Raw genomic sequence first — 13,568 nt, 5'->3', positions numbered from 1 at the left:
CGGCAAGAGTGCCATAGATGCCGCGGCGCCGTCGGTGATAGTGGTGGGCGGGCGGCAGGGCTGTGGGCTCGGCGCCGCGATCCGTTAAGGGATTGGCACAGTTGCTGCGTGTGCGCTTTGAAGCTATCGTCGGGCCGCCGTGGCGCACCAAGTTCGCCCATTGACCACCCGACCTCCAACAACGTCTTCCGGAGTCCATCCATGTTCGAATTCAAGCCTTCCCGCCTGGCGTGCCTTGCCCTTCTGGCAGCTGGCGCCCTCAGCGCCACGCCCGCGCTGGCCGGCAAGACCATCGACGCCATCAAGGCGCGCGGCCAACTCGTCTGCGGCGTCAACACCGGCCTGGCCGGCTTCTCGTCGGCCGACAGCCAGGGCAACTGGAGCGGCCTGGACGTCGACTACTGCAAGGCCGTGGCCGCCTCGCTGCTGGGCGACGCCGGCAAGGTGAAGTGGGTGCCGCTGAATGCGCAGCAGCGCTTCACCGCGCTGCAGTCGGGCGAGATCGACATCCTCTCGCGCAACACCACCTGGACGCTGACCCGTGATGCCTCGCTGGGCATGCACTTCGTCGGTGCCACCTACTACGACGGCCAGGGCTTCATGGTGCCGTCCAAGGGCAAGATCAAGAACGCCAAGCAGCTCAAGGGCGCCACCGTCTGCGTGCAGTCGGGCACCACCACCGAGAAGAACCTCACCGACTTCTCGCGCGCCAACGGCCTGGCCATCAAGCCGGTCGTGTTCGAGAAGCTTGAGGCCGCCACCGGCGCCTACTTCGCCGGCCGCTGCCAGGCCTACACCACCGACGCCTCGGGCCTGGCCAGCACGCGCAACAAGGAAGCCAAGACCCCGGCCGACCACCTGATCCTGCCCGAGCTGATCAGCAAGGAGCCGCTGGGCCCCAGCGTGCGCCGCGGCGACGACGAGTTCTTCGCCATCGCCAAGTGGGTCTATTTCGCGCTGCTTGAGGCCGAGGAATACGGCATCAACCAGGCCAATGTCGACCAGCTCAAGACCAAGACCGACGACCCCGCCGTCGGCCGCATCCTTGGCGGCACCGAGGACACCGGCAAACTGCTGGGACTGGACAAGGAATGGGCCGCACGCGCCATCAAGGCGGTGGGCAATTACGGCGAGATTTTCGAGCGCAATGTCGGCCCCAAGAGCGCGCTGGGCCTGCCGCGCGGGGTCAACAACCTCTGGAACCATGGCGGCATCCAGTACGCGCCTCCCATCCGCTGATCGCGACAGCATCTTCGCCACCGCAGCCGCGGTGGTGATCGAGTTGCATCTTCCGGTTTGAAGGAGCCCCGCCCATGACCACGGCCCCGCGTGCCGCACCGCCCAGGCGGCGCGACTGGTCCCTGCGCAGCCGCGCCGCGCGGGGCGTGCTTTACCAGGTCGTCGCGCTGGGCCTGATCGTGCTGGGGGTCTGGTTCCTGGCCCACAACACGCTCGAGAACATGCGCGTGCGCGGCATCCAGAGCGGCTTCGACTTCCTCACCAGCCCGGCCGGTTTCGACATCGGCGAGCTGCTCATTCCCTACGAGTCGACAGACCCGTACTGGAAGGCCTTCGCGGTGGGCGTGGTCAACACGCTCAAGGTGGCCATCCTCGGCATCGTGATGACCACCGTGCTGGGCACGCTGCTGGGCGTGGGGCGTTTCTCCAACAACGCCATCGTGCGCGGCCTGTGCTACGCCTATGTCGAGATGTTCCGCAACATCCCGGTGCTGCTGCAACTGCTGGTGTGGTACCTGCTGCTCACCGAATGGCTGCCCGACCCGGGCGAGCCCTTGCAACTGGGTGGCCTGGTGTTCCTGAGCAAGGGCGGCCTGAGCTATCCGGTGCCGGTGTGGGGCACGGGCCAGGCGCTGTCGGCTGCCGGGGCCGTGGCCGGCGCCGTGCTGGCCTGGCTGTGGGCCGGCAGCGCGCGCCGCCACTTCGAGGCCACGGGCCGGCCGCGCCCGGTGCTGCTGCCGGCGCTGGCGCTGATCGTGGCCTGCGCGCTGGCCGGCTGGCTGCTGGGCGGCGCACCGACGGCCTGGAACATCCCGAAGGCGGGCGAGGTCTCGGTGGACGGCGGCAGCTCGTTCACGCCCGAGTTCATCTCGGTGCTGCTCGGCCTGGTCTTCTACACCGCGTCCTTCGTCGCCGAAGTGGTGCGCGCCGGCATCGCGTCGGTGCCGCGCGGCCAGAGCGAAGCCTCGGGCGCCCTGGGCCTGTCCAAGGGCCAGCAGATGCGCCTGGTGGTGCTGCCGCAGGCGCTGCGCGTGATCATCCCGCCCATGACCAACCAGTTCCTCAACCTGACCAAGAACTCGTCGCTGGCGGTGGCCATCGGCTACCCCGACGTGGTGTCGATCAGCAACACAGCCATCAACCAGACCGGCCGCGCCGTGGAGTGCATCGCCCTCATCATGGCCGTCTACCTCACGACCTCGCTCACCACCTCGGGGATCATGAACTGGTACAACAAGCGCTCGGCCATCAAGGAGCGGTGAAGCCATGTCCGCGACCTTCACCCCCATCGAGCCGCGCCCGGCCCCGGTCAAGACCGAGGGGCTGGTGCCGTGGATGCGCCGCAACCTCTTCGGCAATCTGCCCAGCGCCGTCGTCACGCTGCTGATGGCCGGCCTGGCGCTGTGGCTGCTGCCGCAGCTCTTCAGCTGGGCCGTGCTCCATGCCGTCACGGCGGCCAATGCCGACCAGTGCCAGGCGGCGCGCGGCGTCGGCGCCTGCTGGGGCGTGATCACCGAGAAGCACCGCCTCATCATCTTCGGCCGCTACCCGTTTGACCAGCAATGGCGGCCCGAGATTGCCACGCTGGCCCTGGTGGCGCTGCTGGTGGCGAGCTGCGTGCGTACCTTCTGGAAGCCCTGGCTGCTGCTGCTGTGGGCCGCCGTGCTGGGCCTGTTCTTCACGCTGATGCTGGGTGGCGTGTTGGGCCTGGCGCCGGTGACCACCGACCGCTGGGGGGGCCTGCCGCTGACCATCATGCTGGCCACGCTGTCCATCGTCTTCGCCTTCCCGCTGGCGGTGGCGGTGGCGCTGGGGCGGCGCAGCAACATGCCGGCGATCAAGACCATCTGCGTCATTTACGTCGAGCTGATCCGCGGCGTGCCGCTGATCAGCGTGCTCTTCATGGCCAGCTTCATGTTTCCGCTGTTCATGCCGCCGGGTACCAGCATCGACGTGCTGCTGCGCGTGCTGGTGGGCATCACGCTGTTCGCCGCCGCCTACATGGCCGAAATCGTGCGCGGCGGTCTGCAGGCCATCCCCAAGGGCCAGCAGGAGGCCGCCGACACCCTGGGCCTGAGCTACTGGCAGGCGCAGCGCAAGATCATCCTGCCGCAGGCGCTGGCGCTGGTGGTGCCGGGCATCATGAACAACTTCATCGCCATCTTCAAGGACACCTCGCTGGTGACCATCGTCAGCCTCTACGAGCTGACCGGCGCGATGGGTCTGGCGCTCAATTCCGACAGCGATTGGCGGCCTTTCAAGATCGAGGCCTATCTCTTCATCGCGGCGATCTACTTCACCTTCTGCTTCTCGATGTCTCGCTACAGCCTGTGGATCGAGAAGCGCCTGTCCATGAGCAAGAACCGCTGAACACACCATGACCGAAGCCATCATTACCTTCGAGAAGGTCAACAAGTGGTACGGCAACAGCTTCCATGTGTTGCGCGACATCGACCTCAGCGTCGCCAAGGGCGAACGCATCGTGATCTGCGGTCCCAGCGGCTCGGGCAAGAGCACGCTGATCCGCTGCATCAACCGGCTCGAAGAGCACCAGCAGGGCACGCTCAAGGTCGACGGGGTTGAACTCACCGACGACGTGAAGGCCATCGAGGCCATCCGCAAGCAGGTCGGCATGGTGTTCCAGCAGTTCAACCTCTTCCCCCACCTCACGGTGCTGGAGAACCTGACGCTGGCGCCGATGTGGGTGAGCAAGCTGCCCAAGAAAGAGGCCGAAGAGCGCGCCATGGCCAACCTCAAGCGCGTGCGCATCGCCGAGCAGGCCGGCAAGTACCCGCTGCAGCTCTCGGGCGGCCAGCAGCAGCGCGTGGCCATCGCGCGGGCACTGTGCCTCACGCCCAAGATCATGCTCTTCGACGAGCCCACCTCGGCGCTGGACCCGGAGATGATCAAGGAAGTGCTGGACGTGATGACCGAGCTCGCCAAGGGCGGCATCACGATGATCTGCGTCACCCACGAAATGGGCTTCGCCAAGGCCGTGGCCGACCGTGTGATCTTCATGGACCAGGGCCAGATCGTTGAAGAGAATGACCCGCACGAGTTCTTCAACAACCCGAAGAGCGAGCGCACCAAGGATTTCCTCTCGAAGATCCTCGGCCACTGAGGCTCAGGGCGCGGGCGCGTCGGCCGCGGCCGCCTGTCGCGCCTGGATGGCCTGCAGCAGCGCCAGGATCTCGTCGCGCTGCGCCAGCAGGCGCTGCCGGCTGGCGGCGCGGTCGACCGCCGTGCCCAGGCCGCTGCGGCGTGCGGCGTGCGCCTGCAGGCCTTCGTGGGCACGGGCGATGGCCTTGAATTCCGGCAGCGCACCGTAGCGGGCCGTGCCATTGCCGCTGAACCAGCGTGCAAAGGCGGCGTTGGCCGGGTCCTGGCCCGGCTGCAGGTCGCCGGTCTCTGCGTCCAGTTGCTGCAGCATCTCGTCGACCCACAGCCGCAGCGAGCGAGCGACCACCGCCAGCGTCAGCGTCTCGCCGGGCAGTGGCCGCTCGAGGTGGCGCCAGGGCTGGCTGGCCTGCCAATGCGCCATCCAGGCCGGCAGGGCCGCGGCGGCCATGGGGCGCGCGATTTCAAACCCCTGGGCGTGCTGGCAGCCCAGGGCGGGCAGCACCGCGGCGAGCTCGGCCGACTCGACGCCTTCGGCCACCACGGTGCGGTTGAAGGCCCGCGCCAGATGCACCACGCTCTGGACAATGCCCAGCGCGCTGGGGTCGTCCAGCATCGCGCGCACAAAGCTCTGGTCGATCTTGAGCACCTGCACCGGCAGGTTGAGAAAGTAGGTCAGCGAGGAGTAGCCGGTACCGAAATCGTCGAGCGCGATCTGCACGCCGAGCTGCCGGCACTGGGTGAGGGTGTACACGGCAGCCTTCATGTCGGTGAGGGCTGCCGACTCGAGGATCTCCAGCTCCAGATCCTGGGGCCGGAGTTCAGGATAGCGCCGCAGCAGCCCGCGCAGCTGGTGGGCGAAACTGGCCTGCAGCAGGTGGTCGGCGCTGATGTTGACGCTGACCGCCAGCGCCAGGCCCTGGCGCTTCCAGGCGTGCATCTGGCGCAGCGCGGCCTCGATGACCCATTCGCCCAGCGGCACCTCAAGCTCCGAGCCGAGCAGGTGGTGCAGGAACTGCCCCGGCAGCAGGCAGCCGCGCTCGGGGTGCTCCCAGCGGATCAGGGCCTCCACGCCGACGACGGCGCCATGGCCCAGGTCCACGCGCGGCTGGTAGTGCAGCACGAACTCGCCGTCGCGCAGGGCCTCGCGCAGGCGCTGCAGCTCGCCCTGGTGCAGCCGCACCTCGCGGTCGCGTTCGGTGTCGAAGTGGCGATGGCGGTTCTTGCCGGCCTGCTTGGCCAGGTACATGGCCTGGTCGGCATGGCGCAGCAGTGTCTCGGCGTCGTCATCGTCTTCGGGGAAGGTGGTGACGCCAATGCTGGCCGACAGGCTGATCTCGGTGCCCTCTATCCTCACCGGCCTGGCCACCTCGCCCAGCATGCGCTGCAGCACCAGGTTGCAGTCGCTCGGTTGGGCCAGGTCGGTAAGCAGCACCACGAACTCGTCGCCGCCCAGCCGCGCCAGCGTGTCGTCGGCGCGCAGCACATGCTTGAGGCGCTCGGCAATCTCGATCAGCAGCGCGTCGCCGGCGTCGTGGCCGTGGCTGTCGTTGACGGCCTTGAAACCGTCGAGATCGAGATAGCAGACCGCCATCGCCTTGCCGGTGCGCAGCGCGCGAGCGATCGATTGCGCCAGGCGGTCGGACAGCAGGCGGCGATTGGGCACACCGGTGAGGGCGTCGAAGTGAGCGATGCGGTAGAGCTCCTGCTCCTGCGCCTTGAGCGTGCTGATGTCGGAGAAGACGCCGATGTAGTGCTGGATGCGGCCCGCCGGGTCGCGCACCACCGAGATCGACAGCATCTCGGCATAGACCTCGCCGCTGCGGCGGCGGTTCCAGATCTCGCCCTGCCAGAAATCGAAGTCGGCCAGCGAGGCATCCATGCGTCGGTAGAAGTCGTCGCCGTGGCGGCCCGATGACAGCAGGCGCGGCTTGTGGCCCACCGCCTCTTCCTTGGCGTAGCCGGTGATGCGGCAGAAGGCCGGGTTGACATCGATGATGGTCCTGCGCGCATCGGTGATGACGATGCCTTCCCAGCTGCTGGCGTAGACGGTGGCGGCCAGGCGCAGATTGGCCTCGGCCCGCCGCCGCTCGCTGATGTTGCGCACGATGGCGCTGAAATTGCGCTCGCCGTCCGCCGTCCACGAGCCCAGCACCAGCTCGATGGGCAGCTCCACGCCGTCCTTGCGCAGGCAGCTCAACTCGATGGCACGGCCCAGCATGGGTGCAGCCAGGGCGCCGGCACGCGCCTGCCGCAGAAAGGCGGCCACCGCCTCCTGCTGCGGCGGTGGCAGCAGGCAGGCCACGGTTTGCCCCAGCATCTCGGCCTCGCTGCGGCCGAAGAGTTGGCTCGCGCCCTCGTTCCAGCCGAAGACGATGCCTTCCTGGTTGGCCAGCACGATGGCGTCGGGCGCCGATTCGACCACCGAGCGCAGCCTGTCCTCGCGCTCGCGCAGCGTGCGCGCCAGCGTCTCCAGCTCGGCGCGCCGGGCCACCAGGTCGCGCAGCGCCTGGTGGGTGCGCAATGCGGCATAGACCGAGACGAAGATCTTGTCGGTGGTCAGCTCCGACTTGAGCCGGTAGCCGTCGATCTCGAACTGCGACACCACCTCGCGCTGCGGCGCATAGCCGGGCTGGCCGGTGAGCAGGATGATCTGCAGCGTGCGGTTGCCCAGCACGCGCCGCACATGGCGCACCAGCTGCAGGCCGGCGTCCTCGGTCTCCATCACCACGTCCAGCAGCAGCAGCGCGATGTCGGGGTGGGCCGCCAGCGCCGCGCGTGCCGCCGTGGCGGAGTCGGCGTCCAGCAGCTCCAGGCGCAGGCCCTCGACCACCACATCGCGCAGCGCCAGGTGCAGCACGGCGCGGATGTCGCTGTCGTCGTCCACCAGCAGCACCTTCCAGCGCGCCGCTGGTGCGGCGGCGGCGGACGTTCCGGCCTCTGCCGGCTCGGGCGCGAACAGTGCGTCGAAGGCTTCGGATTCGATCATCTTGGCCACCCCGATTTCAAAGGGGAACTTCGATCAGGAAGCGCACCCCCGGCCGGTGCTGGGCATCGTGCCGTATCGAGCCCTTGAACCTGTGTACCACCAGGTTGTGGACCAGGTACATGCCCAGACCCATGCCGCGCTGCAGGTCGGTCGTGTAGAAGGGATCGAAGACGCGCGCAGCGGCCTCGGGCGCGAGGCCGGCGCCATCGTCGCGGTAGTCCAGCAGCAGGTGGCCATCGGCCTGCGTGACGCCGATGTCGACGCGGCCGTGGCCGCGCTGGCGGAAGCCATGGCGAATGGAATTGGTCAGCAGGTTCTGCAGCACGCTGACCCAGTCTCCCGGATAGCTCAGCAGTTCCAGCCCCGGCGCGCAGGCCACGCTGATCTCGCAGCCGCTCTCGCCCTGCACATCGCCCAGGCTGGCGATGGTCTCGTGGATGCAGTCGGCCAGCGCGAAGCGCCGCCGCTCGGGCGACCGGCCCTGCACCGCGACCTGGCGGAAGGTGTCGATGAGCTTGCCGATGCGTTCGAGATTGCGCGCAATCAGCTGCGCCTCGGCGCCGGCCAGCTCGAGGAACTGCGCCAGGGCGGTGTGCGTCATGCGGCGGGCGGCGAACTGGTCGGTGATCTCGCGGCTGTGGTCCAGCAGCGTGGTGGCCGCCGCCAGGCCCACGCCCACGGGGGTGTTGATCTCGTGCGCCACACCGGCCACCAGGATGCCCATCGAGGCCATCTTCTCGGCCTCGACGAGCTGGCGCCGGTTGCGCCCGCTCTCGATGGCCAGCGCACACAGGCCGGCCAGCGTGACGGCCAGGGCCGCGTAGCGGCCCATGAACTGCGGGAAGGCCACCTCGTCGGCAATGGCGTAGGCCAGGGTGCGCTCGCCGCGTGCCAGGCGCAGCGCCAGGCCGCGACCGGAGGGGCAGGGCGCATGGCTGCCCTGCATGTTGCGCAGCAAGTCCGCCAGCTCCGGCGCCAGGCCGGGCTGCGGCTGCATCGCGCCGTCCTGCACCGGCACCCAGTGCCAGGCGGCAGGCGCGAAAAGCAGGCGGAACAGCTCCTCGATGCCGGCCACCGTGGCCTCTTCGCTGGGTGCCAGCGCCAGCCGGCGCAGCAGGTCCAGCGTGGTGGCGTGGTCGGCGCGCTCGCGTGCCTGCTCCTGCCGCCGCGCCGCGGCCTCGCGCTGCGCTGCTTCCAGCCGCCAGTCGGCCACCTCGCGGGCCAGCCAGTCGCGCGTGCGGTCCAGCCCCACGGCCAGGCGGCTGGCCGGCAGGCCCAGGGCCTGCTGCAAGGCCGCCCATGGCGCCGCGGTCTCGCTGGCTGCGCCGGTGTCCAGCAGCAGCAGGCGCTGCGCGACCTCCTGGAACAGGCCGGCCGCGGCGGCGCCGTCGAAGCCCAGCTCGGCCAGGTGGCGCGGCCACTGGGCCAGCCAGCCCGGCGTGACGAGGTAGGCGCCGTCGGCCATGGCCTCGGCCACGAGGGCGGGCGGGGCCACGAGGTCGAAGCACTGGTCCGGCACCAGGCGCCGCTGGCCCCGGGCCTGCGCGCCGGCGTCCACCGGGCCCAGGCAGCAGCGGCCCACCAGCAGCGTGCGCGAGCAGGTGGGCGGCAGCAGAGCCGCCAGTTCCTCATCGCTCATGCGCGGCCGACCGCAACGTGCCGCAAAGGCGACCGTGGCGACATCGGTCCAGCCCTCGGCGGCGATGGCCGCGCGCACCTCGCCGGCGAAGTTCTGGCACACGGCGACGGCCAGCGGCGCAACCATCGCTCAGCCAGGTTCGAGCGGCGGCTCGGCACGCCAGCGCTCGACCCAGTCCAGCGGGTAGCGGCCCCAGAGTTCGACCGCCTCGCGGATGCCGATCAGCACCCAGTCGGGCACCTGCCAGGGGATTTCGCCGTGGTTGTCGGCCAGGATGAAGCCGCCGCCGCGCGCCGCGCCGGCGATGGCCTTCTTCACCTCGTACTCGGTGCGGCGCGGTGTCCAGCGCCGCATCTCGATGCCGTTGAGATTGCCCAGCAGCGCCACCCGGCCGGCGGCCTGGGCCTTGAGCGCGCCCAGGTCTTCGAGGGCGCTGACGCCGATGGCGGCGGTGCCGGTCTGCGCGATGTCGTCGAGGATGGTGGCGCAACGGCCCGAAGCCAGGTGGGTGGCCGTCGGCCCCTGGATGCGCGCCAGCGTGCGCCGCGCCACCTGCTGCCCGGTGGCCAGGTACTGCGCGCGTGTGATGTTGGTGCTGGAGGAGACGGGGTCGAAATAGCAGATCGCGGTGGCGCCGGCCGCCAGCTGGGCATTGGCCCAGGCGACGGTGAATTCCTCGTTGACGCGCATCAGGCACTCGAAGCGCTCGGGCTGGGTCATCATCAGATCGAGATAGGCGCCAAACCCCATCTGCATCACCGGCAGCGAGAAGGGCGAGATCGCCACGCCGATGAGGGGCACGGTGCCCGCCACCTCGGCGGCCAGCGCACGGAGGGTGGCCAGCGCGCGCTGCAGGCCGGGCGCCGATGCGATGTCCGGCGCCTGCAGCTTGTCGATGTCCTCGGGGCGGCGGATCACCGGAGCGCCGCACAGCGGCGGGCCGTCGGGCAGGAAGATCGTGCTGCCACCCCAGGCCTCGGTCTCGAGGGCGGCGTAGTAGAAGGGGTAGAGACAGTCGCTGCCGTACTTGTGCAGCAGGCGCAGCTGGCCTTCGACGACGTGCTCGGCGCGCGAGAAATAGTCCTCGATGGACATGCCGAGTTCGCGTGCGCCGTGCAGGGTGGTGAGCAGGAAGAGCGGCACGCGGTCGCCCTCGCGGTGCGACAGCGCCGCCAGCGTGCGCTGCATCGAATTCATGCGCTCCGCACTCATGCCTGCTGCTCCTGCATGTAGCGCTGCAGCAGGCTCACGGCCTCGCCGGTATTGGCGCCCATGGCATCGGCGCCCACCTCGCGCCAGAGTTCGCGGTCGAAGAGGAAAGGCGCACCGCCGACGACGATGCGCAGGCCGGGGTTGCCTTCGCGCAGGCGGCGGCTGACTTCGGCCACCCTCAGCGCCGAGGGCAGGATGAGGGCCGAGATCAGCAGCACGCGCACGCGGTCGGCGCAGGCGCGCTCCACCAGGGCATCGACGGTCATGCGGCCGTAGTCGAAGATCTCGAAGCCGCTGGCGCGCAGCACCGAATAGACGATGCGCTTGCCCAACTCGTGGTAGTCGTTCAGCACCACGATGGCCGAGCGCGGCTGGCGCTTGCGGTCGGGGTCGCTGGCCGGCAGCACGCGCTCGACCAGCTCTTCGCAGAAGCGGCCGCTCATGTACACCTGCGACAGCGCCAGGCGCCCCTGTTCCCAGTCGGCGCCGATCTGCTGCAGCGTGGGCAGCACCAGTTGCTCGACCGCCTGCACCGGCGTGAGCCGGGCCAGGGCCTGGTCGAACAGCGCCTCGGCCTCGAAGCGATCCATGGCCTCCAGCGCCTGGCCGAAGGCCGCGACGTGCGCTTGCATGGGATGGAACCTCCGGCGGAGAGGGTACGGCTTCGTTGCCCGGCCACCCCGCACGGCCGCAACGCCGCCGTCGGCGCGCGCCGATGGCGATGACGGCCTAGCGTAAGCCGGCGCCAGCTGCCGCGATTGCGCTAAATCAGGCGCGAATCAGCCGCGTTTCCTGAACCGGCCCGCGAACCAGCCCTTGATGACGGTCCAGGCCAGGGCCAGCACATTGATTTCGCGGGCCGGCCCGGCCACGGCGGGCGGAGCGGCAGCGGCCGTGAGGTGGGCGGGCGGCACGGCGGCCGCGGGCGTGCGGGTCGGTGGTGCGCAGGCCTCGTCCGTGGCCGCCTCGGCCATCGCGGGCGCGGCGGCCAATGTGGCCATGGCATCTGTGGCGGCCGGCGCCGGCACGGCTGCAGCCGCGGCGCGAAAGTTGTCGGCGAACTGCGCCAGCATCGCATCGGCCACTGGCACCAGCAGCCGGCTGCCGAACTGCGCCAGCTTGCCGTTGACGCCGACCACCGCTGCGCCCACCAGCACACTGCCTTCGCCCGCTGCCTCGAGATGGGCCGTGAGGTTCATCTGCGCCGACGAGCCGGCCTTGTCGGCACCCTTGGCCAGCAGTTGCAGCGCATGGCCTTCGGGGTCGCGTGCGAGCACCGTGATTTCACCGCCAAAGAGCATCTGGGCCGGGCCGATCCTGCTCTTCACCGTGCCCTTGAAGTGCGTCTCGTCGATCTGCTCGGTGATGGCCGCGCCCGGCATGCAGGCCGCGGTGGCGTACACGTCGGACAGCACGGCCCAGGCCTGGGCCACGCCGCTGGCAATGGGGTAACGCTTGTCGAGCCTGACTTCCAATGCGGTCCTCCTGAATGCCTTGGTGCGGCGCCTGCGGCCCGGGGGCGCGGCGGCGGCGGCTGGCCTGCCTCAGTATGCAGGAGGGCGCTGCCGACCCGCCGCCTGCGCCCGCATGGCACCGAGGTCAGCCCTGCCGCCTTGTCTGCAATCCTGCTGACGACCGGCCACGCAATGGCCGCAAAGATGCGCCCTTCGCTTTGGGCTCGGCAAGGGGTAAATCAATGGTTCGAATCACTATCGGGACCGCGCTGCTGGCGCTGAACTTCCTGGGGGGCTGCGCCATATCCATGGTGCCGCGCCAGCCCGAACTGGCGCAGGGCCAGGAGCAGCGGCCGCAGGCTCAGCTCCACACCATCTACGTTGACGAGAAGGGCTCCCTGCTCAATCCGCAAGCCGGGGGCGGCGCCAAGCGCCAGCCCTGCCCCATCGATTTGCAGCCCGACGCGAAGCCCGATGACGGTGATCTGGCAAACGCCGCAAGGCTGGAGGCGGTGGATGCAGGCGCACAGGAGGATGAGTACGTCTGCGCCATCATCGAGAACTTCCGCAAGGCCAGGCAGTTGGACAAGACGCTGGAGCTGACCCTGCACATCCACGGCGGCCTCAATTCGAACTGGCAGTCGATGAGCCGCTCGGACCTCTATGCCAGCCACATGCTGAAGGATCACCAGTACCCGGTCTTCATCGCATGGCCCTCGGACGGGTTCGGCACCTATGTCGATCACGTCTTCCGCACCCGTCGTGGAGAGAAGCGGAGCCTCTTCGAGACCTTTCTGCTGCCGCCGTTTATCGTTTTGGAGGATCTGACCCGCGCCATCGTTCGCCTGCCGGTGGCGCTGGGGCGCGAGTTGCGCGAGACCTATACCGTCTCGCAGGCGATAGACAGCAAAGCAGAAAAGGACGCCGATGCCCGCCTAGAAGATCTGCTCAAGCACAAGTTCAATGTCATCTCGCCGCCGCCCCACTCGGGCGTGCTGTCCTCGTACTGGAGCTTCCTGAATCCCGTCAAGCTCGTGGGCGCGCCCTTGGTCGACGGACTGGGCTCGGGGCCTTGGGACGAGATGCTCAGGCGCACCGATCTCGTGCTGTCCAAGGCCTCCGTCTTCGAGGGCAAGCCACCCCGGGAGCCGAATTCCGCCTTTGATCGCGGCAGCTACGGCGCGACGGCGGTCGCGAAGTTCCTGCAGAAGTGGTCCAGGTGGCCGCAGAGCCAGGATGTCAAGGTCAACCTCATTGCCCACAGCATGGGCAGCATCGTGGCGCTCAATGTCTTGTCCAGGTTCCCCGGCATGCGCATCGACAACATCGTCTTCATGGCTGCGGCGGCCCGCATCAAGGATGTCGAGGCGGTCGTCGTGCCCTGGATGGAAAGGGACAAGCACAGGGGCGCCAGGTTCTTCAATCTCAGCCTGGACCCCTACAACGAGCTCGCCGAGAACTCGGCCTGGGACGCCGTGCCGCGCGGCAGCCTGCTCAACTGGATCGACAACTTCCTGGGCGAGGTCAATTCATTCCGGGACAGGACCGCCGGCAGCTGGTGGAACATCACGCGCGTGGCGCGCGATGTCTTTCCCGATGTCCCCTTGCCGCCGGGTGCGGCCGGATCCGAGCCGGCATCGGTGCGGTCGCGCGTCACCTTGAAGCGATTTCCCATCGACGCCAACGTTGGCCCCCAAAGGCACGGCGACTTCAATGACTTCTGCTTCTGGCACGAATCGTTCTGGTCGTCGGATGCCAAGAGGCCGACCATACCGTTCAGGCGCAAAGTCTGGTTCCCGCCCGCCGGCGACCTGCTTTCCTGCGTGGGCCAGCCCTTGGAGGACGAGAGGCCCGACTTTCGCGCGCCTGCGCAGTCGGCCAGCCGCTGAACCGCGGCCCCGACGGGCCATGGCCAGCG

The 13,568-nt window shown here is 69.0% G+C and carries 10 protein-coding genes; 5 read left to right on the top strand and 5 right to left on the bottom strand.

The genetic code is table 11. The features are described from left to right. Window positions 1-201: 201 nt before the first annotated feature. From JMV16_RS23095 to JMV16_RS23080, 4 genes are all read left to right on the top strand, one after another. Window positions 202-1,239, top strand: a complete 1,038-nt coding sequence (locus JMV16_RS23095) for an amino acid ABC transporter substrate-binding protein (protein ID WP_201496677.1) — start codon at window positions 202-204, stop codon at window positions 1,237-1,239. Window positions 1,240-1,313: 74 nt separating this feature from the next. Then, a complete protein-coding gene (locus JMV16_RS23090; RefSeq protein ID WP_201496676.1) occupies window positions 1,314-2,501 on the top strand; it encodes an amino acid ABC transporter permease in 1,188 nt (395 codons plus the stop codon). A 4-nt stretch (window positions 2,502-2,505) separates the two neighbouring features. Continuing rightward, window positions 2,506-3,609, top strand: coding sequence for an amino acid ABC transporter permease (locus tag JMV16_RS23085; RefSeq protein WP_201496675.1), 1,104 nt, complete (start codon window positions 2,506-2,508; stop codon window positions 3,607-3,609). Between the two features lie 7 nt (window positions 3,610-3,616). Then, window positions 3,617-4,360, top strand: coding sequence for an amino acid ABC transporter ATP-binding protein (locus tag JMV16_RS23080; protein WP_201496674.1), 744 nt, complete (start codon window positions 3,617-3,619; stop codon window positions 4,358-4,360). Between the two features lie 3 nt (window positions 4,361-4,363). Here JMV16_RS23080 and JMV16_RS23075 read toward each other — a convergent pair whose 3' ends face one another. From JMV16_RS23075 to JMV16_RS23055, 5 genes are all read right to left on the bottom strand, one after another. Then, window positions 4,364-7,345: an EAL domain-containing protein gene (locus JMV16_RS23075; RefSeq protein ID WP_201496673.1), complete on the bottom strand. Its 2,982-nt coding sequence runs from the start codon at window positions 7,343-7,345 to the stop codon at window positions 4,364-4,366. A 16-nt stretch (window positions 7,346-7,361) separates the two neighbouring features. Then, a complete protein-coding gene (locus JMV16_RS23070; RefSeq protein WP_201496672.1) occupies window positions 7,362-9,110 on the bottom strand; it encodes an ATP-binding protein in 1,749 nt (582 codons plus the stop codon). Window positions 9,111-9,113: 3 nt separating this feature from the next. Next, window positions 9,114-10,196 carry a uroporphyrinogen decarboxylase family protein gene (locus tag JMV16_RS23065; protein WP_201496671.1) on the bottom strand — a complete coding sequence of 361 codons (1,083 nt, stop codon included), beginning with the start codon at window positions 10,194-10,196 and terminating at the stop codon, window positions 9,114-9,116. Continuing rightward, on the bottom strand, window positions 10,193-10,828 hold the full coding sequence (locus JMV16_RS23060; protein ID WP_201496670.1) for a B12-binding domain-containing protein: 636 nt from the start codon (window positions 10,826-10,828) through the stop codon (window positions 10,193-10,195). Before JMV16_RS23060 ends, JMV16_RS23065 begins: the two co-directional genes overlap by 4 nt. 147 nt (window positions 10,829-10,975) lie before the next feature. Beyond that, on the bottom strand, window positions 10,976-11,671 hold the full coding sequence (locus JMV16_RS23055) for a CoxG family protein (RefSeq protein ID WP_201496669.1): 696 nt from the start codon (window positions 11,669-11,671) through the stop codon (window positions 10,976-10,978). Window positions 11,672-11,958: 287 nt separating this feature from the next. On the opposite strand from JMV16_RS23055, the gene JMV16_RS23050 reads away from it, so the two are divergent. Next, on the top strand, window positions 11,959-13,539 hold the full coding sequence (locus JMV16_RS23050; RefSeq protein WP_201496668.1) for a hypothetical protein: 1,581 nt from the start codon (window positions 11,959-11,961) through the stop codon (window positions 13,537-13,539). Window positions 13,540-13,568 lie beyond the last annotated feature (29 nt).

This window comes from Rubrivivax sp. A210 (genome assembly GCF_904426505.1).
In the GTDB taxonomy this organism is placed as follows: Bacteria; Pseudomonadota; Gammaproteobacteria; order Burkholderiales; family Burkholderiaceae_C; genus Rubrivivax.
This window is presented reverse-complemented; position numbering and strand designations above follow the sequence as displayed.